This is a genomic window from Paenibacillus sp. KS1, assembly GCF_001680695.1.
Classification (GTDB): Bacteria; Bacillota; Bacilli; order Paenibacillales; family Paenibacillaceae; genus Paenibacillus_B; species Paenibacillus_B suaedae.
Window position 1 is genome coordinate 22,334 of sequence record NZ_MAIS01000044.1, and the last position, 26,775, is coordinate 49,108.

23 protein-coding genes and 1 pseudogene are annotated in these 26,775 nt (G+C 44.6%); 15 read left to right on the forward strand and 9 right to left on the reverse strand.

Annotation, left to right across the window (positions count from 1 at the left end; all coding sequences use genetic code 11):
• Window positions 1-113 precede the first annotated feature (113 nt).
• The 3 genes from BBG47_RS15770 (at window position 114) to BBG47_RS15780 (ending at window position 4,702) form a co-directional block, all read left to right on the forward strand.
• On the forward strand, window positions 114-1,673 hold the full coding sequence (locus tag BBG47_RS15770) for a limonene hydroxylase (protein ID WP_065292477.1): 1,560 nt from the start codon (window positions 114-116) through the stop codon (window positions 1,671-1,673).
• Between the two features lie 43 nt (window positions 1,674-1,716).
• Entirely contained in the window at window positions 1,717-2,943 is a 1,227-nt protein-coding gene (locus BBG47_RS15775; protein WP_065292478.1) for an RtcB family protein, read from the forward strand.
• 619 nt (window positions 2,944-3,562) lie between these two features.
• On the forward strand, window positions 3,563-4,702 hold the full coding sequence (locus BBG47_RS15780) for a beta-ketoacyl-ACP synthase III (RefSeq protein ID WP_065292479.1): 1,140 nt from the start codon (window positions 3,563-3,565) through the stop codon (window positions 4,700-4,702).
• A gap of 113 nt (window positions 4,703-4,815) precedes the next feature.
• Here the strand turns inward: BBG47_RS15780 and BBG47_RS15785 are convergent, their stop codons facing one another.
• Window positions 4,816-5,364 carry a hypothetical protein gene (locus BBG47_RS15785; RefSeq protein ID WP_065292480.1) on the reverse strand — a complete coding sequence of 183 codons (549 nt, stop codon included), beginning with the start codon at window positions 5,362-5,364 and terminating at the stop codon, window positions 4,816-4,818.
• A gap of 437 nt (window positions 5,365-5,801) precedes the next feature.
• Between BBG47_RS15785 and BBG47_RS15790 the strand changes: the two genes are divergently transcribed.
• From BBG47_RS15790 to BBG47_RS15810, 5 genes are all read left to right on the forward strand, one after another.
• Window positions 5,802-6,755: a nucleoside hydrolase gene (locus BBG47_RS15790; RefSeq protein ID WP_065292481.1), complete on the forward strand. Its 954-nt coding sequence runs from the start codon at window positions 5,802-5,804 to the stop codon at window positions 6,753-6,755.
• Window positions 6,755-7,711, forward strand: a complete 957-nt coding sequence (locus BBG47_RS15795) for a nucleoside hydrolase (protein WP_065292482.1) — start codon at window positions 6,755-6,757, stop codon at window positions 7,709-7,711. Before BBG47_RS15790 ends, BBG47_RS15795 begins: the two co-directional genes overlap by 1 nt.
• Before the next feature lie 100 nt (window positions 7,712-7,811).
• On the forward strand, window positions 7,812-9,026 hold the full coding sequence (locus tag BBG47_RS15800; protein WP_065292483.1) for a NupC/NupG family nucleoside CNT transporter: 1,215 nt from the start codon (window positions 7,812-7,814) through the stop codon (window positions 9,024-9,026).
• Window positions 9,027-9,246: 220 nt separating this feature from the next.
• A complete protein-coding gene (locus BBG47_RS15805) occupies window positions 9,247-10,596 on the forward strand; it encodes an Nramp family divalent metal transporter (RefSeq protein ID WP_065292484.1) in 1,350 nt (449 codons plus the stop codon).
• Window positions 10,597-11,451: 855 nt separating this feature from the next.
• Entirely contained in the window at window positions 11,452-11,979 is a 528-nt protein-coding gene (locus BBG47_RS15810; protein WP_083189344.1) for a DUF4241 domain-containing protein, read from the forward strand.
• Between the two features lie 171 nt (window positions 11,980-12,150).
• Here the strand turns inward: BBG47_RS15810 and BBG47_RS15815 are convergent, their stop codons facing one another.
• The gene (locus tag BBG47_RS15815; protein WP_065292485.1) at window positions 12,151-12,555 is read right to left on the reverse strand and encodes a winged helix-turn-helix transcriptional regulator; all 405 of its coding nucleotides are present in this window, start codon (window positions 12,553-12,555) and stop codon (window positions 12,151-12,153) included.
• 196 nt (window positions 12,556-12,751) lie between these two features.
• On the opposite strand from BBG47_RS15815, the gene ahlS reads away from it, so the two are divergent.
• The 5 genes from ahlS to BBG47_RS15840 all read left to right on the forward strand — a co-directional run bounded on the left by ahlS (window position 12,752) and on the right by BBG47_RS15840 (window position 16,438).
• Complete coding sequence (gene ahlS, locus BBG47_RS15820; RefSeq protein ID WP_065292486.1) at window positions 12,752-13,600, forward strand: AhlS family quorum-quenching N-acyl homoserine lactonase; 849 nt, start codon at window positions 12,752-12,754, stop codon at window positions 13,598-13,600.
• 329 nt (window positions 13,601-13,929) lie between these two features.
• Window positions 13,930-15,162 (forward strand): copper amine oxidase N-terminal domain-containing protein, encoded by a 1,233-nt coding sequence (locus BBG47_RS15825; RefSeq protein WP_065292487.1) that lies wholly within the window; start codon window positions 13,930-13,932, stop codon window positions 15,160-15,162.
• Between the two features lie 169 nt (window positions 15,163-15,331).
• The gene (locus BBG47_RS15830; RefSeq protein WP_065292488.1) at window positions 15,332-15,514 is read left to right on the forward strand and encodes a DUF3934 family protein; all 183 of its coding nucleotides are present in this window, start codon (window positions 15,332-15,334) and stop codon (window positions 15,512-15,514) included.
• Window positions 15,515-15,769: 255 nt separating this feature from the next.
• Window positions 15,770-16,036 carry a type II toxin-antitoxin system Phd/YefM family antitoxin gene (locus BBG47_RS15835; protein WP_065292489.1) on the forward strand — a complete coding sequence of 89 codons (267 nt, stop codon included), beginning with the start codon at window positions 15,770-15,772 and terminating at the stop codon, window positions 16,034-16,036.
• Window positions 16,037-16,117: 81 nt separating this feature from the next.
• Entirely contained in the window at window positions 16,118-16,438 is a 321-nt protein-coding gene (locus BBG47_RS15840) for a type II toxin-antitoxin system RelE/ParE family toxin (RefSeq protein WP_065292490.1), read from the forward strand.
• 229 nt (window positions 16,439-16,667) lie between these two features.
• Here BBG47_RS15840 and BBG47_RS15845 read toward each other — a convergent pair whose 3' ends face one another.
• The 5 genes from BBG47_RS15845 to BBG47_RS15865 form a co-directional block, all read right to left on the reverse strand.
• Window positions 16,668-17,456, reverse strand: a complete 789-nt coding sequence (locus BBG47_RS15845; RefSeq protein ID WP_065292491.1) for a response regulator transcription factor — start codon at window positions 17,454-17,456, stop codon at window positions 16,668-16,670.
• Window positions 17,434-19,149, reverse strand: coding sequence for a sensor histidine kinase (locus tag BBG47_RS15850; RefSeq protein ID WP_065292492.1), 1,716 nt, complete (start codon window positions 19,147-19,149; stop codon window positions 17,434-17,436). The genes BBG47_RS15845 and BBG47_RS15850 overlap by 23 nt, the downstream gene beginning before the upstream one ends.
• Before the next feature lie 170 nt (window positions 19,150-19,319).
• Window positions 19,320-20,975 (reverse strand): ABC transporter permease, encoded by a 1,656-nt coding sequence (locus tag BBG47_RS15855; protein WP_021255470.1) that lies wholly within the window; start codon window positions 20,973-20,975, stop codon window positions 19,320-19,322.
• Complete coding sequence (locus tag BBG47_RS15860; protein WP_065292493.1) at window positions 20,972-22,078, reverse strand: ABC transporter ATP-binding protein; 1,107 nt, start codon at window positions 22,076-22,078, stop codon at window positions 20,972-20,974. Before BBG47_RS15860 ends, BBG47_RS15855 begins: the two co-directional genes overlap by 4 nt.
• 103 nt (window positions 22,079-22,181) lie before the next feature.
• Window positions 22,182-23,201 (reverse strand): ABC transporter substrate-binding protein, encoded by a 1,020-nt coding sequence (locus BBG47_RS15865; RefSeq protein WP_021255468.1) that lies wholly within the window; start codon window positions 23,199-23,201, stop codon window positions 22,182-22,184.
• A 497-nt stretch (window positions 23,202-23,698) separates the two neighbouring features.
• On the opposite strand from BBG47_RS15865, the gene BBG47_RS15870 reads away from it, so the two are divergent.
• On the forward strand, window positions 23,699-24,772 hold the full coding sequence (locus BBG47_RS15870; RefSeq protein ID WP_065292494.1) for a HindVP family restriction endonuclease: 1,074 nt from the start codon (window positions 23,699-23,701) through the stop codon (window positions 24,770-24,772).
• 1 nt (window position 24,773) lies between these two features.
• On the opposite strand, the gene BBG47_RS15875 is transcribed toward BBG47_RS15870, so the two are convergent.
• On the reverse strand, window positions 24,774-25,031 hold the full coding sequence (locus tag BBG47_RS15875; RefSeq protein WP_065292495.1) for a hypothetical protein: 258 nt from the start codon (window positions 25,029-25,031) through the stop codon (window positions 24,774-24,776).
• Entirely contained in the window at window positions 25,024-25,950 is a 927-nt protein-coding gene (locus BBG47_RS15880; RefSeq protein ID WP_065292496.1) for a DNA cytosine methyltransferase, read from the reverse strand. The genes BBG47_RS15875 and BBG47_RS15880 overlap by 8 nt, the downstream gene beginning before the upstream one ends.
• 617 nt (window positions 25,951-26,567) lie before the next feature.
• On the opposite strand from BBG47_RS15880, the pseudogene BBG47_RS29005 reads away from it, so the two are divergent.
• A pseudogene (locus BBG47_RS29005) lies at window positions 26,568-26,775 on the forward strand (very short patch repair endonuclease); the annotation flags it as partial.

The following is a 26,775-nucleotide window of genomic DNA, read 5'->3' on the forward strand; positions in this document are numbered from 1 at the left end:
GCATCGCATAAAAGAACGGGTTTATAGATGTCGTAATACTTTTACCATGTTCATTGGATTGGAAATAAGCGAAGATAGAGGCAGAAGAAAGATCGGGAAAGGGGAACAGTACGATGATTATTTCTTTTGACCAAGCGGCACCATGGAAGGGGAGACCTTCCATTTATTCATACATACGAGATCAAGGGGAGTCAGTAAATGGCTCTTTGCCGGATGACGTCGAATTCTGGGCTGACAGCAAGTTACGGTGGGCATCAGGTGCCTTGGACGGAGTGCTCAGTCACCATGCAGCAGGCAGTGAGCGGGAGGAAGAGGTAGACGAAATCGTCGAATTACTGGCGAAGCAATCTCAGGAGATGAAGCATGCCACGCGAAAGGCACTGTATATGAAGCTCGTGACGGCTCAAATAAGCAGCATGATTGACGATATATTGGAGCAGGTACGTACTCATCCAGGCATACGACCAGAGCCCGTATTCCATGAAGCGGTATGGCTCGCTGAGCATGGGGCACATCGCAATGTCGTGAAGTTCGGTATTGCGCTGCTCGGTCTTTTCCAAAATGAACACGTGAAGGAGCTGCTTCTAACGCTCGGTAGGCATGATGAGTTCACGCTGTATACGGCAGTTGCGATTCGGAATGGAATGGACGACAGCAACGAGGTGCTGTGGGAATTAGCCAAGCATGTTCATGGTTGGGGGAAAATTCATCTCGTTGAGAGGCTGGAGCCGGCGACGCAGGAAATTCGAGATTGGCTGCTGCGCTATGGATGCCAGAACAATATTATGGATGAATATTTGGCATGCATATGTGCGAGAAATGGAGGCTTGCAGGGGGCGCTATCCGCCGAGCAGGTTGACCACGAATTGTATGAAGGTGCGACGGATATCATTGAAGCTTTGTTAAATGGAGGTCCCGCAGAGGATATCGATGATTATGAGTATGCTCCACAAGTGTTATCGGATTATGTAAGGTTGGCGCGAGAGATGTGTTCCACGGTTAAGCACCTGTCGGTCATGCTCCATCTGCACGACTTCTTGGCCCAAGAGGAGGAGAGATGGAACGAGCGAATGTCTGCAGGATGGACGGAGCAGCTTAGAACCGATACGATAGAAGCAGTTCAAGTGATCCTTGCCCAGTCGAAATGGAAGGAGAACGTGCTGGATGCAATTGAATCGGGCGAATCGGTGCATCGCTATTACGGTATAGCATGCGCAGGGAAGCTCGGGATAGATATTTGGGAAACCCTTTATCATCAGCTTGCTGAGGATCCACTGCAGGATTCCCTTTACTTGCAGCTCATGAAATCAGAAGACACGAGCAGAATTCGGAAGCTGGTTCAGTTCGCTGAGGAACACCTGCCGCTGCAGGATATGGCTACAGGTCCGGGAGATGAGATGGGGCTTGGGAGAGAGTTTATTGCACATCAATGTCTGGACAGCATCTTGCAGAGCTTGGATCGATTCGCTGGAATTGGAGAGAGGCTCGTTAAGGCCGGTCTAAACAGTCCTGTCGTTCGCAATCGGAATATGGCGCTGCGGGCGTTGGAAGGCTGGGACGCTGCTTCTTGGGGCGACCAGCTCATCGGGGCGGTCATTCATTTATTTGAAGTAGAGACTGAAGAAGCGGTAAAAGAACGAATTCAGGCGTTGCGAGAAGCTAAAGGCGTTTGAATATTCGAATAGAAATTATACTTTACTGGAGTTGAAGAAGTATATGGCTTATCAACAAATAGACGGCGTACGCGTCTGGGGCAACCCGGAGGAGAGCGCCGTTGCGCAAGCGAAAATGTGCGCTAAGACGGGTAATGTGGTTCAAGCCCTGCTGATGGCGGATCATCATAAAGGATACAGTCAGCCGATTGGCGGGGTCGTAGTCTATGACGGGCAAATCTCGCCTTCAGGTGTCGGGTATGACATTGCCTGCGGGAACAAAGCAGTCCGTACTCATTTGACAGCAGAAGATATCAAGCCTAGTTTGCCGAAAATCATGGACAAAATCGCCCGCAAAATCTCCTTCGGGATGGGGCGAGTCAATAATGAGAAAGTGGATCACGATCTCTTCGATGATCCGGACTGGAACGTCTATCAAGCGATTGGCAAGCAAGAGCATGACAAGTTGAAAGCATTGGCTCGCAATCAGCTTGGTACCGTCGGAAGCGGCAATCATTTTGTTGACATGTTCGAGGAAGTAGGGACAGGTCGCCTATGGATTGCGAATCATTTCGGGAGCAGAGGATTCGGGCATAAGACGGCGAGCGGATTCATGAATCTGGCTGTCGGACGGGAGTTCCTCGCCAGTGCTCCAGGAGAGAAGATGGATCAGCCGCCTATCCTTCTTGATTTGAGCAGCGAGGTTGGAGATATGTATTACCGTGCCATGAAGCTGGCTGGACGGTATGCCTATGCAGGACGGGATTACGTAATCGAGCAAGTGCTGGCGATTCTGGGTACTGATGCTGATCTTGAGGTGCACAATCACCATAACTATGCTTGGAAAGAAACACATAACGGCAAAGAAGTCATGGTTGTCCGCAAAGGAGCGACTCCTTCCGCGCCGGGTCAGGTCGGATTTATCGGCGGCAGTATGGGCGACATATCGGTAATTGTGAAAGGCAAGGATAGCATAGAGAATAGCGAAGCTTATTACAGCACCGTTCATGGCGCGGGACGGATCATGAGCCGGACGCAGGCGGCAGGCAAAATGAACTGGAAGACCCGAACTCGAAGCGGCGGTAAAATTACGACAGCGCAAATGATGGAGGCCGTGCGAACATTCGGCGTTGAACTGCGCGGAGCGGGCACGGACGAGAGTCCGTTTGTATATCGGAAGCTGCAGGAGGTATTGGATGCACATGCAGAAACGATCGAAGTGATGCACACATTAAAGCCGATCGGCGTGTGTATGGCCGGAGCAGATGAGTTCGATCCGTATAAGGATTAATACGAGACTTCCATAATGTAAATAAATTGAGGTGATATAGAATGACGCTCTTTCTATCAAGTAGTTACATCACGTCCAGCCTGTAAGGGATGATATCGAACTCCCTTGGCTACTTTGCAGGCTGGGCCTTTTACCAAGGGGCGTGATGGAATGAAGAGCAAATGCAAAAATCGAACTCGTGCATACTATCGACATCATCGAAGAAGAGTGATTCAACGTAAGAGCAAGATTGCTAAGCAATTAGGTTGGTTCGTGTCGTCTGTGGGAAGGTTCGCAAAAGGGAAGGTCCATTGTTCTTGTTATTATTGCAGAGAAAAGACAAGAGAAGACGGATTCCCTCGGTCTCAACTTGCACAGCTAGAACGAATAAAGGATTCGATGGATACCGATTCGTGGGAGTAACGGACGAAAGTAGATCACGAGAACGATGATGAAAGGGAACCAATGCGGGTCATTGATAGTTAGCTGGTAGCAGTACACAGTTGAAACAAACATGAAAGAAGAGCGCTCCGATACGGAAAAAGAGCGTTCTTTTTGTTGTTTGTAAAATCCAATACTTTACAATTTAATTAAATTCTATGATAATCAAGAAATATATCATATTTTATGGAGGTGCTTCATGAATCAAGTCTATATAACAAGTATAGGTAAATTCCTTCCTGGCTCTCCGGTTAGTAATAATGAAATTGAAGATTATCTAGGCAAAATTGGGGGTAAGACCTCAAAGACCAAGCGGATCATCCTTGAAAAGAATCAGATAAAATATCGCTACTACGCAATGAACAAAGAACAACAGAGTTTATATACGAACGCAGAAATGGCTGCTCTAGCAATACGAGATGCACTAGAACGAAATGAAAATATAGCAAAGCAGGATATTGGCTTCCTAGCAACAGGATCGACGAGACCCGATTTGCTTCTTCCTGGTTTTGCGAGTATGGTACATGCCGAAGCGGGCTTGCCAGTAATGGAGATATCCTCGCATTCGGGTTTATGTGCTAGCGGTATGCAGGCACTTAAATATGCGTACTTACAAATTAAATCTGGCGAACAAGAAGCAGCAGTCGCCTGTGCGAGTGAGTTTCTGAGCCGTGAATTTAAGCATACGAAGTTTGAGGCGCAGTCTGTACATAGCAATGGGCGTGTGCCGTTCGACACGGACTTTTTGCGATTTATGCTGTCGGATGGTGCAGGCGCGGCTATATTGCAGGACAAGCCCTCCGCGAAGGGGTTATCGCTGCGCATCGAATGGATTGATAATAAGTCCTATGCAAATGAGTATGATGTGTGCATGTATTCGGGTATGGATAAGGACAGTGGAGTTCCTTCGTGGCTTGATTATGCATCCATTCATGAAGCGGCGGATCAAGGGGCTCTAAATCTGAAGCAAGACGTCAGACTGGTTAATGAAATCACGACGGTAGGTGTTCGTCGATTTTTGGAGCTGGTGCAGGAAGGCCGGTTTGAACCTGAGACCATCGATTGGATGGTTTGCCACTACTCGTCGCATTTTTTCAGAGATGAGATATTCCGGTTGTTGGAGAAGGGCGGGGTATCAATACCAGCAGAGAAATGGTTTACGAATTTATATACAAAGGGAAACACGGCTTCCGCTTCGATATACATTATGCTGGAGGAGCTCATGAATGAGGGACATCTAATGGAAGGGCAGCAAGTGCTGTGCATCGTTCCCGAAAGCGGTAGATTCCAAACCTCGATTATGATGCTGACAGTAGTTGGGCCTTCGGTCGAAGAATAGAATTGGATAGATGGCATTTCTAGATAAGTGGATCATCAAGTAGGCAGGCAGAGAGTGGGGAGCCACTCTCTCTTTTTGTAATTTCAGAAGTACGACAAGGGGGAGCGCCCCCCTCATAGAGGTTGAACACCCGTCAATTTCAGGATAAATACAAGGAGAATAACCACGCAAATGCCTAGAGGAATCGAAGCAAATGTCGCCCCAACGATTGCTATCCCTCCGCCTCGCGCAGAATGTCTCGCTCTGATCCCTAATGCAAATCCAATTATGTTCAAGATAAAGGACGTAATCATGACGGGCTTTAGTTTGGACGTGAATATGGAGTTATACTTGATCACCTCGTTCAGATGATTCAATATGTATAGAAATGACAGGATACCAAGTAGGCTGAACATAAGGGAAGCAACTGCTTGCCCCTGTCTATTTACGGGAGCCTTGGGTGAAGATGACACAGGTTTAGCAGCAGGCTTGCTGGTCGATGTCTTATCAAGTTCTGTCACTTTTGCCGATTTCCCTGACTGTGAGTTGATCGAAGCAGGGCGAATCGTTCTGGGCTGCTCGCGTGTTCTACGATTTCTGTCAGGCGCTGCTGTTCTGCTGGGTGATTTCATTGTGGTTCTGTTGATAGGTTTTACTGGCGTTCTAGATGGACGCTGCTGCACAATTTGTTCTCCTTTCGTAGGAGGATTAGGTTTTAGGAATCAGTCAATACTATATATGTAATCGGCAGAATCGAGTCAGAAACTTTGTTGATTTTATTTCTCTATACTTTCTATTATGATAGATCATGTACGAATGTTCTCTCTTCACGGTGAGGACATTTCTTTGCAATAAAGCGAGGGATGTACGGGACTGGGGAGAGGAAGTATCATTTGTTAGATAGGAATAAGTTACAATTCTCCCTATTAATACTTTAGAATCGAATATTTTTTTCTTTTAACTATATATTTTTAAAAGAAAATTTAGTATTATTTATAACGGAATCCGAATAATGCGATAAAAATCTTTTTCGTTTGTTCGGTTTTGCGACACTTTGTACGGACATAACATAGAATACATTTACTTCACATGAAGTGTTGATGTATGGAATGGAGACAAGATGAAGAAAAAGATTTATTTTAACCACGATGGCGGCGTTGATGATTTGATTTCTTTGTTTTTGTTATTGCAAATGGATAACGTTGAGTTGACAGGTGTATCCGTTATTCCAGCGGATTGCTACTTAGAACCGGCGATGTTTGCAAGCCGTAAAATCATTGATCGCTTCGGAACAGGCGGGCTAGATGTAGCAGCGTCTAATTCGCGTGGGAAAAATCCTTTCCCGAAAGACTGGCGCATGCATGCATTCTACGTGGATGCTCTGCCGCTCTTGAATGAATCTGGCAAGGTCGTAACTCCGGTTGCGGACAAGCCAGCACATGAACACATTATTGATACGCTGCGTGCAACGGAAGGCAAGACGACCTTGTTGTTCACAGGTCCGCTGACTGATCTTGCTCGCGCATTAGATATGGATCCAACAATTGAAGAGAAGGTAGAACGCCTTGTATGGATGGGCGGTACATTCCGCGAAGCGGGCAATGTGCATGAGCCTGAGCATGACGGAACGGCAGAATGGAATGTATTCTGGGATCCGGATGCTGCTGCTCGCGTGTGGGAGAGCGGAATCGAGATTGATCTCGTAGCGCTGGAGAGCACGAACCAAGTACCGCTTACACTGGATGTTCGTGAACGCTGGGCTGCAGAGCGCAAGCATATCGGGGTTGATTTCCTCGGTCAATGCTACGCTATGGTGCCGCCGCTCGTTCATTTCTCCACGAACTCGACGTATTATCTGTGGGATGTATTAACGACTGCCTTCGTTGGCAAGAGCGATCTTGTGAAGGTACAGACGGTGAACAGCAAGGTAATTACCGAAGGTGCTAGCCAAGGCCGCACGGTAGAAATGGCAGACGGTCGTCCGGTACAGGTCGTATACGATGTAGACCGCGATGCATTCTTCGATTACATGACAGACCTAGCGAAAAAAGCAACAGAGAAGAGGGAGTCATAATGTCAGAGAAGAAACGCGTCATTATTGATACCGACACAGCAGGAGACGATACAATCGCGATCTTAACGGCCCTTCACTATTTCCAAGTCGAAGGCATTATGATTACAGGCGGTAATGTGCAGTTCGATCAACAGGTGGAAAATGCACTGTATACGGTTCAAGTTGCAGGACATAGCGGCAAGGTTCCGGTGTACAAAGGATACGAAGGCCCAATTATGGGACTGGGTCACAAAGAGCATCGTACTGTAGAGGATGTACACGGCAAGGACGGGATGGGCGATTCCTTTTTCGAAAAGGCGATTCAATCCCCTGCAACTGGACATGCGGTTGATTTCTTAATTGACACGGTGCATAACAATCCTGGGGAAATCCATCTGCTGGCGATTGCGCCGCTGACGAATATTGCGATGGCCATCAAGAAGGACCCGACGATTATACCGTTAATCCCGCATCTGTATATTATGGGCGGCACGAACAATGCGCTTGGCAACATTACGCCGACGGCAGAGTACAACTTCTATGTTGACCCGGAAGCGGCTAAGATCGTGCTTCACTCAGGCATTCCAATCACGATGGTTGGCTGGGAAATGTGCACGCAATATTCCATTATGGATGACAATGATCATGCGGAAATCGAGCAGCTCGGCTCTAAGGGTGCGAAATTCTTCAAGGACGTGAACAAGGTCGTCATGCGTTTCAACAAGACTGTTCACCGTCTGAATGGTACAACGCATCCAGATACACTGTTGGCAGCAGTTGCGGCAGATGAGTCGATTATGACGAACTCTCATCTCTATCATGTTGATGTAGAGACGGTGGGCGAGCTGACAAGAGGCTACAGCCTCGTCGACATTAACAATCGCTTGGAGCGCACGCTCAATGTTCGCGTATGTGAAGCGATCGATCGCGATGCGTTTAAAGGAATGCTATTTGATGTATTAAAATCCATAAACTAACATAGAATATTCGAATTCATGCAAGTGAAAATGAAGAGGTCTATCCGACCCTTTCGTATTACAATCTTGGCTATAGACTCGATGAAGAAAGGATCTGTATATGCAATACATTTGGGGGCTTCTAGGCATTTTAGGCATTCTCGTTATAGCACTGGCATTATCTAAAAATCGCAAGGCGATTAATCCGAGAACGGTCATTGGCGCGTTCGCAATTCAATTTATTTTCGCGTTAATCGTACTGAAATGGGAATTCGGCAAGACGATGCTGAACTACTTGTCCAAAGTTGTTCAGAGCATCATCGATTCCACGAATGCAGGGATTCAGTTCTTGTTCGGCGGAATACTCGGGGCAGAGAAGGCGGGCTTTACGTTCGCACTGCAGGTGCTGCCGATCATTATTTTCTTCTGTTCCTTAATCGCAGTTCTGTATTACCTCGGCATTATGCAGTGGGCAACGAAAATCATTGGCGGATTTCTGTCTAAAGTACTCAAGACGAGCGAAACAGAATCTATGTCAGCGGCAGCGAATATTTTCCTCGGTCCAACCGAAGCACCGCTTGTCGTTAAGCCTTATATCGAGAAAATGACCAAGTCGGAGCTGTTCGCGATTATGGTCGGCGGGCTGGCGTGCGTATCCGGCTCCGTGCTTGGCGGATATGCAATGCTCGGCGTACCGATTGAATACTTGCTTGCGGCAGCATTCATGGGAGCACCAGGCGGCTTGTTGATGGCCAAGATCTTGATGCCGGAAACGGAGCATCATCTTCGAGTGGAAAAGGTTCAGATGGTCAAGGATACGGAATCCCGTAATGTGATCGACGCTGCCGCTCGCGGTGCCTCGGACGGTCTGAAAATTGCTGCTGGTGTAGGAGCGATGCTTCTGGCGTTCATCTCGCTCATTTTCCTAGTGAACATGATCATCGGCTGGGTTGGCGGCGTGTTCGGCATTGAAGCATTGACGCTCGAGCAAATTCTCGGCTACCTGTTCGCACCGATTGCCTTCTTGATCGGTGTGCCATGGAGCGAAGCGCTGCAAGCAGGTTCCTTCATCGGACAGAAGTTCGTCTTGAATGAATTCGTCGCGTACACTTCGTTCGCGCCTGAGATTGCAAGCTTGTCTCCGAAGAGCGTAGTCATCATCAGCTTTGCGTTGTGCGGCTTTGCCAATCTGGCAGCCATCGCGCTGCTTATTGGAGGTCTGGGCGGTATAGCTCCTTCCCGCAGACAGGATCTCGCTGAGCTTGGCTTCCGCGCGATCATTGCTGCAACACTTGCGAACTTGCTGAGTGCTGCAATTGCGGGTATGCTCGTGTAATGTTAGCGTAAGACAATAGGTAATCTTTTAACAATAGCACATACTAAGAAATGAAGAGGCGGTCGCTTCTCTGGATTGACACAGGGAACGGTCGCCTTTTCCGTATAAAAAAGTGCGCATGAGGCATGTCTAACACTTGAAATTTTCAGAAAAAAGTATACAATGATTAAAAGTTGATAGTAGGAAACTTTTTTGGGCGTGGAAAAAAGGTGGGCTGATTATGGAATCAGGAAAAGGAAAACTCTTTCACAAAACACAAAATGGATCGAGTTTAGAGGAAATTAATAATACGGTTCCGATACCTGAGAATGCAGGTTTCTGGAGAAAGCTGCTGGCTTATTCAGGACCGGGTGCATTAGTCGCAGTCGGATATATGGATCCTGGCAACTGGGTTACCTCCATTGCGGGTGGGTCGCAGTTTGGTTATTTGCTGTTGTCGGTTATTCTCATCTCCAGTCTGATTGCCATGCTATTGCAGAGCATGTCTGCGAAGTTAGGAATTGTGACCGGGATGGACTTGGCACAAGTAACCCGGTTGAAGACAGGCAGAAAATGGGGCTTTGCCCTATGGATTATTACAGAGCTGGCCATTATGGCTACAGATATAGCTGAGGTTATCGGCAGTGCGGTGGCTCTTAATTTATTGTTCAATATCCCTTTACTCGTCGGGGTATTCATTACTGTACTTGATGTGTTTTTATTATTGATTCTAGCGCGATATGGTTTTCGCAAAATTGAAGCCATCGTCGTTACCTTGATTGCAACGATCCTTGTTGTGTTTCTGTATGAAGTCATTATCGCACAGCCGAATGTGGCGCAAATGCTTGAAGGATTTATTCCACGATCGCAGATCGTATTTAATGAGGGAGCTTTGTTTATCGCTCTAGGTATCGTCGGCGCCACGGTGATGCCGCACAACTTATATTTGCATTCGTCGATTGTGCAGGCGCGCCAATATGATCGTGGAAATCGAGAATCGCTCAAAGAAGCGGTCAAATTTGCGACGATCGATTCCAATATACAACTAACCGTTGCGTTTGTGGTGAACTGCTTACTGCTCATTCTAGGTGCATCTCTGTTCTTTGGTTACAGCGGCTCCTTGGATACGCTGGGGCAGTTATACCGCGCACTGAATGACAGCTCGATTGTCGGTGCGATTGCCAGCCCTGTACTGAGTGTATTGTTTGCCGTCGCTCTGCTGGCATCAGGCCAAAATTCAACGATCACGGGAACCTTATCCGGGCAAATCATCATGGAAGGCTTCATCCATATGAAAATGCCGCTGTGGGCTAGACGGATGATTACTCGTCTTGTGGCCATTATCCCGGTTGTTGTATGTATTCTCGTGTTCGGGAGTACGGAATCTGTAGTCGAGAAATTATTGATCTATTCACAAGTATTTCTAAGCGTCGCATTGCCGTTTTCCATCATTCCTTTGACCCTCTTTACGAGCGATGAGAAACTGATGGGCGAATTTAAAAATAAATTATGGGTCGTTATTCTCGCCTGGGTCACTTCCGTAGTATTAACGATTCTCAATATCTGGCTTATTATTACGACATTCCAATAGTATTGCATAACATGAAGGCTGAAGCCTAAGAACCCGAGTGGTGACACGATAAAGCGTGCTCCTCTCGGGTTCTTTGCGTTTAGGTTGCATATGTATCTTTTTAGTGAACTCGATCATTGATTGAAATAGCGGTATGTTTGGATTCATTTTTGCTGTAACTGCTCTAAGCTATCGGCACAAATGGAATTACGTCTGTTGGACGCTCAGAGTCGAAATCACAAGAAGCCCAGGGACTTTTCATCCGTGGGCTTCTTTGCATTGTATAAACGGTAGTATAACGAGATTAATAGTTGTGGTTATACAAATAATCAATAACTTGATTCAGCAATCTACTGCATTTTGCTAGTTCAAGATATATAAATACAAGAAGAACAGTGATAAGCACCAGTAGTACAGATAAAAAAATCCGGAATTTGTTCAATTGATCACCAGCTATAAGTTATACTAAATGAGTTATTCAAATCAAACATATGTTGAACAAGGCTGTGCCATTCTGTTAAGTGGGATACTTTTACACCTGTATTCTTATTATTAACTTTAGCTTTCCAACTGCTACCTAATTGGAATCTATCAGATGATTGAAGAGACTTTAACCAGCTAGGTGTAATCTCCCAAGTGGCTTTGTCATTACTCCAATCCTCTGAAAGAGAGATACTTGGATTACCGTCATAAGTAAAGCTCCAAGTCAAAGTCCAAGGATAACCAAATGTAACGGTATAAGGTCCACTGCTTGAGTTACCTTGGGCAGCAGCGTAAAGTTGGTCTATTTTTGTGTGAGGCTACACTTAGCAAGTATCGAATAGTGGTAAAATATTAGCTATTATACATATAGAGAAAATAGAAGGAGGAAGAACTATGATAATTTCATTAGGGCAATTTGAAGTCACCTCCGGGAAACTGGTTGTATCCGATCCATGCTATGACTTGGATGAGAATACGATCATTATGGGTGTGTTGGGCAATGTGCTGCAGGGAGCCTGGGACGCTTACGTTGACAAGAAAGAGGTTCGTGATTGGGGCGAAGCATGCGCGAAGCTCATAGCGTGTCATAACTCGGTTGCCGATAAGCTGGGGACCCTTGAATGGGTGAAAGGGAACTTTATTATTGGAGTGGATAGCGGACAGGCCGGAATCTTTGACGCAAGCAAATATCGAATTCCCGATGCCGTTACAGATAGTACAGAACCCAATGATACGGACAGCGAATGGTATTACGCTTGCTGCGATATTACAGAGAGCGGTGAAGAGGCCGGTGTGCTGGATGGTGGAGTAGTTTCTCGCACAGGATTTGGCGATGGAGCGTATGCGGCGTATTATGCCGTCAACGGGCAGAATCAGGTGATCGGAGTTAAGATTATTTTCATTAAAGACGCAGATTTATGAGAAACAACGGCAGCAACTACTTGAACGGGTTATCGTGAAATGTCTGCTGTTAAAGTGTAAGGATAGCTAACAAAAAGCAAGCATAATGATATTCCGAGAGATGGAACGTCATTATGCTTGTTTTTTTCATATCTGTATCTTACGAATCTTCCAGCTATAATTTATATAACTTTAATTTGTGGAAGATTGAGGGTCTTTTTCGTTCGCCAGATCATACGCAGCTCTTGACGCTTCGACATTTGCATAATGAGCCCTTGCCCATTGCCTTAGCTCTTTCATTGGCTGAAGCAAGGATTCGCCTAGGGGCGTTAGCGAGTATTCAACGGCCGGAGGCACGGTTGGTGTAATATGTCGTTGAACCAGCCCATCCCGTTCCAGTTTCCGTACTGTCTGCGTCAGCATTTTTTTAGAGATCCCCTCGATTCTCCTTCCCATTTCCCCATATCGGATGCTTCCGTTCTCCAAGGCATAAATGACAAGTGAAGTCCATTTGTTCGAAATGATTTCAAGTACTCTGCTATAGCCGCACCCTGCCAACGAGATGTCAGGGTGCTTTGTTGTTGGTGAAGATGTCAAATGATCTCCCTCCTATGCACCTTGAAGTATCCTGGACACCAAAAAGTGCCTACTTTTGTAATTTTAGTTTATAAAATATATTATTGTATGTCTATATCAACGGAATAGGCGTCATTCTTAGTCATAAAGTAATAGGGACTTCGAATGAAAACACATGTAGGTGAAAACTTAGCTGTTTAATTGGGAGGAAATGAAGATGACAAATGTGATCAAGGCTCGTCCAAAGCTGTATGTGATGGATAACGGCCGCATGAGCATGGATAAGAACTGGTTGATTGCCATGCATAATCCGGCTACGGTTCAGAATCCGAATGCGGCGACCGAATTTGTGGAGTTTCCTATCTATACAGTGTTAATTGATCATCCAGAGGGCAAGATTCTGTTCGATACAGCTTGCAATCCGAATGGGATGGGCAAGGAGGGCCGGTGGGCTGAATCGATACAAATGCTTTTTCCGTGGACAGCCAGTGAGGAATGTTATCTGCATAATCGGCTGGAACAATTGAACGTATCTCCTCAGGATATCAAGTATGTCGTGGCTTCTCATTTACATCTAGATCATGCAGGATGTCTGGAACTGTTTACGAACGCGACCATTATCGTTCACGAGGATGAGTTGAACGGAGCTTTGCAAACGTATGCCCGCAACGAAAAAGAAGGGGGCTACATATGGGCCGACATCGATGCTTGGATCAAAAATAACCTACAGTGGAAAACGATAAAGCGGACAGAGGATCAACTGGAACTGGCCGAGGGTATTACGCTGCTGAACTTCGGTAGTGGGCATGCTTGGGGCATGCTCGGCTTGCAAATCAACTTGCCGGAAACGGGTGGAATCATCCTTGCTTCCGATACCATTTATACGGCAGAGAGCTATGGCCCACCGGTGAGACCGCCAGGCAATCTGTATGACTTGCTTGGATACCGGAGTACGGTCGAGCGTATCCGTACGCTTGCGACACGAACGAACTCCCAAGTATGGTTCGGGCATGATGCCAATCAGTTCAAGGGGTTTCGGAAGTCAACAGAAGGATACTATGAGTAAGTGGTTTCAAATATAGGATTCATCATTCCAATGAAATGATAGGGTATTGGTGGTGCACCGCATCATTCTCCATTTGAATGCTAGTAAAAAAGGAGTTCATCCGATGATGAACTCCTTGCTGCTTCTAAAAGGACAACATTGCCCCTCGCTCGTCAAACACGGAATCTGGATTCCAAGCGACCTCCCAATAGTTGTTCTCTGGGTCTGCGAAGTATGCTAATAGGACGATATGCCCCACACAGAAATGGGTCTTGTTGCCAGAAATTTTGCGTTTTATAATCTCCTTGTATGTCAGAACTACAAATAGAAAAGCTGAGGTAGCACACATTATGAAAAGATTGCTTTTATGCATGACAGTTATATGTATAGGTATGAGTGTTGGATTCAATCTCCCTAACGTCTATGCTTCTTCACTTCGAGTCGAGGTGGATGGAAGAGAAGTAGCCTTTCCGGACGAACTCCCTTATGTGGACGCTGCTACCAACCTGACCATGGTTCCTGCCAAATTCGTCTCTGAAAAGCTTGGTGCAAAAGCAAAGTGGAATGGGGCATCAAACCAAATATCGTTTTTGTATAAAAATGATACGATCACCTTGGGAATCGGCGACAATCATGCAGAGGTCAACGGAAAGACGGTAACATTTGGCGGGGGCGCATTGGTCAAGAACGGCCGCACCATGGTTCCGCTGCGCTTCATTAGCGAGGCCTTTCATGCTCAAGTGGAATGGCAGCCGAAGCAGAATCAGGTCAGCATCATGACGGCCGTCAGCAATGTGCCAAAAGGGACGTGGATATGGGACAGCCAAGTGATCGTAAGGGATTCAGACAAGGCGATAAGCTTTGCTAGAGAACGCAATGTGACTACCATCTACCTTCAAATTAATACCGATATGGCCCCGGCGATCTATGAAAGCTTTGTTCGCAGCGCCAAGGAACAGGGGATTCAAGTAGAGGCGCTAGAGGGACGTCCCGAATGGGCTTATAAGAAAAACCAGGATAAGATAAAAAAATTCATTGCTTGGGTCAGCGCCTACAATGCGTCCGTCGAAGCGGAGGCAAGGTTTGCGGGACTACATTTCGATATTGAGCCTTATCGCTTAAGCGAATGGAAGAAAGACAATAAGGTGCTTTTGGAAGGCTGGATGGACAACTTGCGACTGATTGAGAAGGAAACCAAGGGGAACGATCTCAAAATTACGATGGACGTTCCGTATTGGCTGAATACGATCAAAGTGCCAGGGACGGATTACAGCATGAGCGCATGGCTTTTGGAAAAATTCGATTGCCTCGTGATCATGAATTATCGGAATCATGCAGTAGGCAAAAACGGGATTGTGGAAAATGCACAAGCCATGTTGAGGGAGGCCTCCACACTGAAAAAGCAAATTGTCATTGCCGTGGAGACAGTAAAAAGTTCGGAGGGTCCGCGGACATCCTTCTACGCTATGAGCAATGAAGCAATGGAAAAGGAGCTGCAAGCCGCCCACAACCAATTGACCCGCTATGCGAGCTATGCCGGATTTGCTGTTCATGATTTTAAAAGTTGGCAGGTTATGAAATAGAACTAGCTAGATAGGGTTATTATTACGTGCAACTTCCATATATTCCAATGGTGAGGGGACTTTGATTCTAATGCTTAGCTTTGATATAGTTAGCTCTTAGGTCGCAAATAAGGATTAAAACCACCCAGGTACAGGGAACTCTATATACAAACAATCATGGAGTGATTATATGAGCAAAGCTAAGGGCAAAGGCGGAACAGGCAGAGGAACGGACAAAAAGGGCTGGACTAGATGGCAAGCTAGTGAAAGAAGAGCAAAAAACAAACCAAAACCTTACACAAGCAAAGGTACTAAAAAAGCGAATGGGCCAAAGTCGGACGGCGCAAAGAGCACAAGCAATAATAAAGGATAAGGGTGGGGTGTGAAATCCGAAAAGTACGGAGATCCCACGGACATCATTCTATTCGATGATCAATGAAGCCATGGAGATGGTGAGATGGAGCTGTAGGCCGCCCATAATAAATTGACACGCTGTGCAAACTATGTCGCTTTACTGTTATGATTTCAACAGATGGGCTACGGTGGATTATTGAATCATAGGGTATCGTGTGTTAGTTGTGAGGATATCATAATTATGATAATATTTCGATAATGAGGAGGTGGCTTTATGCCGCACATTAGACCTGTTTCCGATTTACGAAATCATTTCGCTGAAATATCTAAGATCGTCCATGAGAGCAGTGAGCCTGTTTTCCTTACCAAAAACGGGTATGGTGACATGGTTGTCATGAGCATCGAGCAGTATGAACATTTACAACAAGACAATATGGTTTTTCAAAAATTAAAAGAGGCTGAACTCGAAGCGGCTAATTCGAACGTACGATATAGCCACGCAGAAGTGATGAATGAACTAAGGAAGAAAATAAGCGAATAATCTAACTTCTAACGTATAACCGGAGATCATGATGCTCCGGTTTTTTTAATTCGTGGAGTCATATATAAGGGAGTTGATGACGTGGAACCCAGATATAAATTACGTTACTTGAGACGAGCCCAATTAGATTTAATAGAAATTGTTCAATATATTAGTGAAGAACTGGTCGCACCGGAGGCTGCAAGCAAGCTAGTTGATAAAATTGATAAAGCTATTTTAACATTAGAGCAATTTCCGTTTGCTGGGCATGTCTATTATAGTAACCCGAAATTAAATGATGAGCATCGGATGTTGATAGTTGATCAATATCTTATCTTTTATGTCATTCTTAACGATATTGTTGAAATCCGTAGGGTCATATATGGAAAGCGTGATTATAAAAAACTATTTACGAATAGATAGGCATCACACATTACTTACGTGTTATTCAAATCTATGTGGCAGTGAAGATAGGGAAGAGTGGCTTCAGTGAACATATGTGTAGTGGAAATATCACGCTAAATAAAAAACAATAAAACACCTCCTTTACCTGGAACGGTTAATGCCAAAGAATCCGCGTTGGCTCGAAGAGGTGTTTATTGCATAATGGATGAAAACATGGAACAAGATTATCACTCTTGCAATCGTAATACTAAGCATTCTTGTCCGCAAAATATTCTTGGTACTGGCTCGGCGTGACGTGGGCGTACTTTTTGAAAATGCTGATGAAGTACTTGTAGTCGCTGAAGCCAATATCGTGAGCAATGTTGTAGACTTTGTTGTCGCCTGATTTCAGCAGATCGATCGACTTTTGGATGCGATAGCGGTTCAGGAACTCATTGAACGTATAGCTCGTCTCAGCTTTGAATTTCTGATTCAAGTAGTAGGCACTCAAGTCAAGCTGCTCCACAAGATCGTGGATGCTGATTTTCTTCGCATAATTCTCCTGCACGTACGCGATCATCTGTGATACATACTTCGAAGTCTTCGTTTCTTTCTCCATAAATTTGCTGTTCAGTATCTCTTCGGTTTCTTGCGGATGATTCGAAATGACCTCATATTTGCGCTGCAAATCGACCTTCGTCTTGGCCGATTCTAGGGCGGCGATCAATTGATCATCCTCCAGCGGCTTCACGAGGAACTCGGTTACCCCCAATTGCAGCGCCTGCTTAGCAAGATGGAACTCATTATAGCCGGAAATAATAATGCTGCTGAACGTATGCTGCTGCAAGCCCTCGCGAATCATGGAGATGCCGTCCATAATGGGCATGTTGATATCCGTGATAACGATATCCGGCTTCAGCTCGCAAATTTTCTCATAACCGTCCTGTCCGTTCAGCGCTTCTTCCATCACGATGCAATCATACTGCAGCCAATCAATGCTGAAGCGTATGCCTCTGCGTATCATATCTTCGTCTTCAACTAGCAGAACCTTGAACATCGTCTTCACTCCATTCGTAAGGAATTGTTAATGTTATACAAGTGCCAGTCCCTTGCTTGCTGTTGATGTGGATGCCGGATTCCTCGCCGTAGAGCAGCACTAAGCGGCGGTGAACATTGTAGAGCCCGATATGCTGTGTCGTATTGTTTGGGCTGTGCAGGATTCGGTTCACCTTCAGCAGTGTCTCCGCGTCCATGCCTTGTCCGTTGTCACATACCTCCAGCATCAGCTTCCCGTCAGAAGGGTAGATGCGGATTTCGATAAGCACATTGCTTTGATTTTGATAACCATACTTGATAGCGTTTTCAATGATTGGCTGCAGCAGCAGCTTAGGTACGTATACATGATTGGTTTCCTCTTCGACGGTAATGCGGTATTCCAACCGCTCATTGAACCGAATTTGCTGCAGCTTCAAATAATCCCGCACATAATTCATGTCATCCTTCAACTGGACGCTCCGATCATTGCCGATGCTGTATCGCAGCAGTCTCGACAGCAGCATAACGATTTGCTGCGCTTGATTGGCGTCCATCTTAATGGCGTATCGCAGTGTCTCCAATACGTTGAAAATGAAATGCGGATGGAACTGCGATTGAAGCTGCTTGACCTCGATAATTGTGCGCAGCTCGGACAGCTCTTTATTTTTCATCATCAATTCCTTCAACCGATCCAGCATCACATTGTACTCATCGCCGAGTATCTCGAACTCATCATTCGTGTGAATATCGACATAGCCGTTGAAATTCCCTTCGCGCAGCTGGGCCAAGGCCAGAATTAATTTATCGACCGATTCAGAATTGCGGGCAGACATTTTGTTCGATAGGAAATGAATGATGACCCACAGCAGCAGGCTCGCAGCGAGAATAAAGACAGACACCGTGTAATAGGTGTATTGTTCTGACTTGTAGGAATTGAGCGTGACCACTTGAATTGGTGTGCCTGGTATGCGCTTGGTATACATGTAGTACGTACCGTCGTTCAACAGAACATGTCCTTGCTTGTCCAGCTTAGGACTGAATTTGTTCAATACGCCCTTGGTGACATTGCTGGTGGTGGCAATGATCGTGTTATGCTCGTCCGTGATCATCGCAATCTCATTGTTCTGTTCGAAAATGAGCTTCTGCATGTCAGATTCGTAGAGCTGGTAGATGATATAGCCAATCGTCTGCTTGTCTTTGACGATCGCTTTGCCGAACGTGTAGCTTGTGTCGCGATCATGGGAATAGCGGAAGCTGTTCATTTCAGTCAGCGTGTTGCCGGATTTCTGTTCAATCCGGTTGATGAGATTGCTGAAGGCGAAGCTGTTGTAGAGTGCATCCGGCGAATCGGAGCTGGCTCGGAAGATGCCGTCCGTGTCGACGATATGGAAGATGCTCTTCACCTTTTGCCGATTATTGAAGTCATAGAATTCGGAATACACCTTGTCGCTGCCTAAGCGTGTAGTCACATATTTCGTCACGGCAGGTGAGATAGCCATCCGGTTGATTTCCTCGTGATACTGTTGAAACACCTTCGCCATTGATTCACTGATCGACTCGGCGGCCTCCGTCGTTTTTTGCGTCAAATTCATCCTTCCATTAATGATCGTAAAGATGAAAAACAGCACGATCAAAATCAAAAACGGAATCACCGCATACAGCTGAAATAAGTGACGGGTTGACTCCTTGAAGGTGCGAATCTTCTTCTGTTCCATGTCTCCCTCCAGTGTCGGTAAGCCCTTTCATTCCATATTATACTGGTTCGTTGTTGAAAGAAGATCATCCAAATACAACCAAGCCGGCCCTCCAGATGAGGTACCGACTTGGTGTAGGTGCAAAGCTATTAAAATGCTTGATCAAAGGCGGACTTTTTGAACGTCCTCTCTTATAGGGAAACTTCTTTTTGTCCGGATAGCTTCAGGAAGACCAGCAGCGATATGACTGTGATGACGGTTAGGATTGTAGATAGTGCTGCTGCCACGCCATAGTTGCCGCGAATAACTTCGGTATAAATAGCAACCGTAACGGTCTTCGTCTTACCTGTATACAAGATGATCGAAGTACTTAATTCAGTAATGATTGTGATCCAGCTTAGAATTGCACCGGAGACAACGCCCGCGAGCATCATCGGCAGTGTAATCTTGAAGAATGTCTTCATCTGAGAAGCGCCCAAGCTGATTGCGGCTTCTTCAATACCGCCGTTAATTTGATGCAAAATGGCTGCACTGGATCGAATCGTATAAGGCAACCGCCGGATGACGAACGAGATAATCATAATGAATGCTGTTCCGCTCAGTGCCAGCGGCTTATCGTTGAACGTAATCAACAAGGCGATACCTAAGATAGAACCAGGAACGATGTAAGGGAACATCGTGAAAATATCGATTGTGTTCGTTAATGCATTCTTTCTACGAACGGTTACGTAAGCAATCAGAATCGCAAGCAGGATAATGATGACGAGCGACACGATAGCCAGGATGAACGTGTTCGTAATGACACCGCCGATGCTATTAAAAGCATTCTGATAGCTTTGCAGTGAGAAGCCATCAACGAAGACGCGGCCGTTCGATTTCAAGAATGAAGTATAGATGACGTACAATTGCGGCAGCAGCGCGATTAACGTATACAGATAGATGACAGCATGCGCCGCGATGTTGCCGATGCCTTTTTTCTTCTTCGCTTCAAGTGGATGCAAAGCACTCATTGTGATGGACTTGCGGTTGGCGATGAACTTCTGCATCAGGAATACTGCCGTTGCGAACAATACAACGATGACACTGATTGCGGCAGCAAAGCCGTCGTCGCCGCCGACTTCACTGATGAACTCGGTAAAGATCAGGACAGGAACGGTCTTGTAGCCTTCACCGATCAGCATCGGCGTACCGAAGTCGGCCAGCGCGCGCATGAATACGAGCAGCCCGCCTGCGAGCAGGGTTGGTGTGATGAGCGGGAGCAGTACCTTGCGCATCTTGTTGATGCCCTTGTAGCCCATGCTCTCTGCCGCTTCCATAAGCGATTGGTCAACATTTTTGAGTGCCCCGGATACGTACATGAAGATAAGAGGCACCATTTGCAGGGTCAAGACAACTAATATACCGGTAAAGCCATATATGTCAGGCATTTGGAAGCCAAATGTATTGCTGACGAATTTGGTAATGACGCCGTTTCTTCCGAGTAGAAGAATCCAAGAGTAAGCACCGATGAACGGGGCCGACATGGACGAGAGCAGAATCAAAATCCGAATCGTTGAGTCCCCTTTAATCTTAACGGTAGCCATTATATAGGCTAGCGGTGTTGCGATGAGCGCCGCAAGGGCGGTTACGCTGACGGTAACTTTAATACTGTTGAATAGTGCATTGGTGTAATACGGCTTGCTGAAAAACTTCACGAAGTAGGCGAGTGAGAAATCGCCTGTTGTACCGTTGAAAAAGCTTTTGAACAGCATCGTAAACAAAGGCAAGGCTAGGAACAAAAGATAGAAACCAAATATCAGGAACGAAATGTTAGTCCAGACGTCAAATCGTTTGCGCGTCCCCCTCATAGTTGACCGCCCCTTGTATAGTTCAATTCACCTGCAGCATCGTATACATTGATTTTTTCCTTTTTCACCTTCAAATGAACGACTTGGCCAGGATCAAGAATCTGTGTTGTCTTCGATTCCTGTGTAATTTCCACGCGCTGCCCCGATTCCAGATCGACGAAGTAATGTGTGTTCTGCCCCAAAAAGACGCTGTGCACGATGGTTGCCTTCATGCCCGTCTGATCCTCAGTAATGACGAATTCCTCTGGGCGAACTGAGATTTTGACATTCAATTCATTTTGCTTCGCTGAAGCCGGAAGCTGAATGTTAGGAAGCTCCTCAGCATAGCCGGAACCGAAATTCACCTTATAGCTGTCGCCCTGACGCGTTAAGCTGCCTTCGATAATGTTCGTGCGGCCGATGAATGTAGCTACGAACACGTTGGCTGGGCGTTGATAGATTTCCTGCGGTGTGCCCAAGTGCTGAATGACGCCCGACTTCATAACGGCGATGCGATCGGATACAGCCATAGCCTCTTCCTGATCGTGTGTTACATACACCGTTGTAATGCCGACTTCGCGTTGAATTTCCTTAATCGCGTTCCGCATATCGACACGGAGCTTCGCATCAAGGTTGGACAACGGTTCGTCCATGAGCAGTACATCCGGGTGAATGACGATTGCACGGGCAAGCGCGACGCGCTGCTGTTGTCCACCGGACAGGTTCTTCGGCATGCGATCTTTATATTGCTCGATTTGTACGACCTTGAGGATATCTTCTACTTTGTCGTTGATTTCGGCCTTGGACAGCTTGCGGTTCTCTAGACCGAATGCAATATTTCCCTTAACGGTAAGGTGAGGGAAGATCGCATAGCTCTGGAACACCATCCCGATATTCCGCTTGCCTGGCTCAACCTGATTGATGACACGCTCGTTAAAATTGATTGTGCCGCCTTCAATGCTGTTGAAGCCAGCAATCATGCGCAGAAGTGTCGTTTTGCCGCACCCGGAAGGACCGAGAAGCGTGAAGAATTCGCCTTTCTTGATCTCCAAGGACAACTCTGGGATGACGGTTGTGTCGCCATACTTTTTGACTAGGTCTTTTATTTTTATTGTTACGCTCATTGTTGTCACCTAACCTTTTTATAGGTAGTCAAAAAGTCCGATAATCAAAAGTGGTGCTGAGAACCGGACTTTTTGACACGCATATTTTGATTCTGAAAACCGATTATTTGCTTGTGAATACAGAGATGTAGCGCTCTACGATTTCAGATTTATGTGCACTCACGTAGTCTGTATCTTCGTCAATCATGTTGATCTTGTCGAGTGGCGTCATGTAGTCGCCGAGTTGTGTATCTTTGCGAAGCGGACGGTTCGTCAATTGCGTGCCGAATGCATCTTGCGCTTCCTTGGACAGGATGAAGTCGATGAACTTCTTCGCATTTTCCATGTGTGGTGCGTCTTTAATTATGGCGGATGCTGCATCCAAGAATACGGCGCCTTCCTTCGGATACACGACTTCTACCGGTGCACCGTTTCTTACATATGTGCTAGAAGGATCTTCGTATGTTAAGCCAACAATATACTCGCCGTCTGCGACACTCTTATGAACCGCACCAGAGCCGCTTGCAATTTTGCCATCGAGGTTCTCGATCAGCTTGCTGACATAATCCCAGCCCTTTTGATTTTCATAGTCGCCGCCCATTGCTTTCAGCATGTTCGTAAGCTGTGCGAAGGCGGAACTGGAGCTTGCCGGGTCAGCGGATGCGATTTTGCCTTTCAGCTTGGGATTGAGCAAATCTTCATAGCCCTCAATTTTGATATCGCCGATCAAGTTCTTGTTCACGAGCAGCACGCTGCCGTCTGAAACAAACGGAGTTGCGAAGCCTGTCTTATTGCGATGGCCTTCAATCAAGTTCGCATCTTCTGGAGATACGTAAGGCTCATACAGGTCGGCATGCTCGCGGTAGCCCGCCATGGAGCCGCCGAACATAACGTCCGCGTAAGGATTTTTCTTTTCAGACTGTAGACGCTTAACAATTTCCCCTGTACCAGCTGTTACTAGCTCAACCGTAATGCCTGTTTTCTTTTCAAACATTGGGATGATCGTCTTGATGATTTCTTCGCTGTTCGGACTGTAAATGACCAATTTATTGGATGAACCCGAATCCGATTCACTGCCGCCACAACCGCTTAACACTCCGACAAACATCATGCAAGCAGCTAACATCAAAGAAAGCCTTTTCATTTGTTTATTCCCCCTTGAGCAATGTTCATTGCGTTGTGTGTCTATTGTAGCAAGTATGGTACCGCTTACAAATCCTACAATCCGCAAACATCGTCTAAAATTCGCAAGTGAATTTTGGGTGGCATGCTAATAGGAATTTATTGAATGACCTGTAATGTTGTGATGTTGATAAAATGTGTAATCAAAATTAACCATTACTCTTGAATTTATATATTAATTGATCATAAACACTAGTAATATGGATAATAGTATGCTATACCTTCCTCACATTTGTTGAAACGATATCGAATCAAGATGAAGCTAACGATTGGGTATAAAGTAGGGACTATAGCTTAGAACATCTGGGTCAAAATTCATAACCATCAGACTACTATTGAAGTCAAAAATAGATTAATTTTATTCCCTTAGTATGAAATAATTTACTGGCTATAGTTCGAAATCTTGATGTAAACTATTTAATATTAGGTTGCTATCATATAAAAAGGAGCAAAAAACTAATGGATTCCGAAAAAGAACCAGCTTTATATGGTATCGAGAATAGTAATAGAAAAAGTAAAGATTTTTTTGGGAAAAATCAATTTAATAGTGCTTTTCCAGTGTCACTAGCCTGTTATATGAGAGACACAGGAGCTAAAGCAAATTACTTATTTCTTAATGATGACTTAAAAGTAGAAAGTAAGGAAGTTCCATTTGATGAGATATTTAATACACAATTGCCGACTAACGAGTTACATTTTGACTTTGAAACGAAATACTTACCATATCAGGAGCTTGCTTACGATGATATTAGAGGCATAGATCTTGTTATTAAACATAAAGAAGAATTTTTGAGAGCATTAGAGGTAAAGTTAACTGTTTTGCCAGATAATGCAACTAGTAAAGAAGATGAATCTAAATGGGGCTCGGAAATTGTCATTAGACCGGCTTCAACATCGTATTGTGCATTAGGGATGGTGCATTCGTGTCAAGATGTCATTGGAGAAGTCAGGGAACTATTTGAACCAGTTTGTCACAAGATAAGAAATTGGAGTAATCATGATGAGATTCTTAACAAAAAAGAGGACATATTAAATGTCCTCGATGAGTTTCAAGAAAGATATAGTTTTAAACAAAAACCATTTCTTCTGCAACCTATTTGGAAAACAGAAGGGGTAAACCCGGCACTAAGCGAGAATGCTTTTGACATATTCGTATGGAGTGATTTCGCACTGTGTAGACCATTTCTTGATAAGTCTAGGGCTGGTGCAGAAATAACTCGATATCTAAGAAGTTCAGCAAGATTGGCAAAGATTCTATATGAGCTTTCTACACGTGGTAAAGTCAATATTGAAGAGATTTACACAGAAATGGCTTTTGGTTTGCAGACAGATAAGGAATTTGCGATGAACGGAAAAATGACTAGGGAATATATGATTTCCCCGAGGAGAGTCAAACCAGCTATATCTAAAGACGTATTGACAAAGATAATATTAAACGGGGGAGAAAAGATGTTAAGCCCCGAAAGAAGATTTGATCAGTCTGTCTATTTTACAGCAACACATTTATTTGAGGAACAAAATGACCAAGAATAGGTCATTTTGTTTTTTTTGTTGTCAGTAAAAATTCTCTGTAAAGCTTAACGCTTTTTTTTAATTGAGATTTGACTGTTGGACTTAAATCTAAAAACTCGGGATGCTGGGTTAGTGTAAATATAAGTTCGTCATCTGATGTGTTTTTTGACAAATTTATATATTTGCTAGCCCGTTTGGCGCGACAACGAACATCTCGAGCGACTTTAGTAGAATAACTGGTATTATGCATTAACCAATCTTCAAATGATAATTCATCCATTGTGAACTAATTCCCCTTTGTGTGTATTTATATGTTCATCATATATTTTAATTGAACATCCAACAAATTTTGCTAAGTTCACAGGCACTGCATTACCGATCATTTGTTCAAGAGCAGTCTTGTTTCCAATCCACTTAAAATTAGAAGGGAAGGTTTGAATCATAGATCTTTCATGAGTTGTTAGTTCTCTAAGCTCGTCAGTTATAGGGGCTACATCATTTGGATGTCCAGGATACCCCTTTGGCACTGGCCGATTTACCCCTCGAATTGTTGGTGCAGGTTCATCTATGGAAAACACACCACGGCGATTGTAATTTCTAGGGTGTCTATAATAATAAGTAACATCCAACCGATTCCCGAGATAATCTCTAACAGTCATTGGCTGATTTGCTAGTCTTGAGACGATTTCACTTTCTAAAAACCCATCTTCTGCATTTAATAGACCAATACAGAAAAATCGTTTTCGTTTTTGAGGTACACCGCATAGACTTGCATCCAATACCTTTTCAGTCAAACCGTAACCAGCTGCTTTAAAAATGTTTTTTGCTTGGGCAAAGGCGCGGCTATTTCTTGATCTATCCACGTTCTCCATTACAAACCATTTCGGCATTACTATTTTTATGATTTCTGCAAATGAATTTGTTAGATTAGCTCTATTTCCTTCGCTCCGTTTCCCAGCATGGGAGAAGTCTTGGCATGGAGGACCCCCAATAATCATATCCGGTTTTAAATTGGATATTTTTTGAGCGGATTCTTGAAAATCACTTAAATCTTGCTTAATAATTGGGTGATTAAAATTTGCCTCATAACATTTGATAGCATGATCCCAAAAATCAAATGCGGCTACTACTTCATGACCTGCTTGTTCAAAACCAAGTGACATACCACCACAACCTGAAAATAAATCGACAATCCTCATAATACTCACCTCGTAATGATATTTATAGCATAAACCACAAATGGCGTCAATATATTGACGCCTAAATTAGGAGGATTGCTTTATATTGTAGGTATACTCTCAACTATTTTAATAATGATCGAGGTATAGGTTTAGATGAATGAGTGAAAACGACAAATAAAGATAGTAGAAATAATTTTGTGTAATCGTTGACGGTATGTTGAAACGGATTGAGAAATTAGTTTTTTTGTAATTTGTTACGTCATTGGAGTAATCCATAGTTAGCCTGGTTGGATAATTAGAAAGGTGGAGATTCGATTCTTAATAAATATAAGATGTAATACGAGCTGACATAAATACTTACTGATATTAACAATGATTTCCTTAGGTATATTCAGGTGCTCAAAATAGTATCGGGTGAGAATACAAACAGAGTAAAAGGGATAATGTCGTGAAAGAATGGCAAAAATATAATAAAGTGATTTAAGGGCTATCTACTTAACATTAAAATCCATTTCTACCTTTTAGTTTATTGTCAACTTGCTGTTTTTTGATAATCTTTCTCTTCTTGATTTAATTATATGTGCATTGCATTCGAAGTATATGGATTCTGAGAAATCAGTGTATGGGAGGTACTAATGAGTGATCGATTTTCCCCAGAATTAAGACGAAAAACGATGCAAGCAGTTCGCTCTTCTAACACAAAATTGGAAGAAAAAGTTAGTAGGGAGCTGTGGAAAAGAGGGCTTCGCTTTCGAAAAAATGTTAAAGACTTATTTGGTAAACCTGATATAGCAATAAAGAAATATAAAGTAGTGATATTTATTGATTCTTGCTTCTGGCACG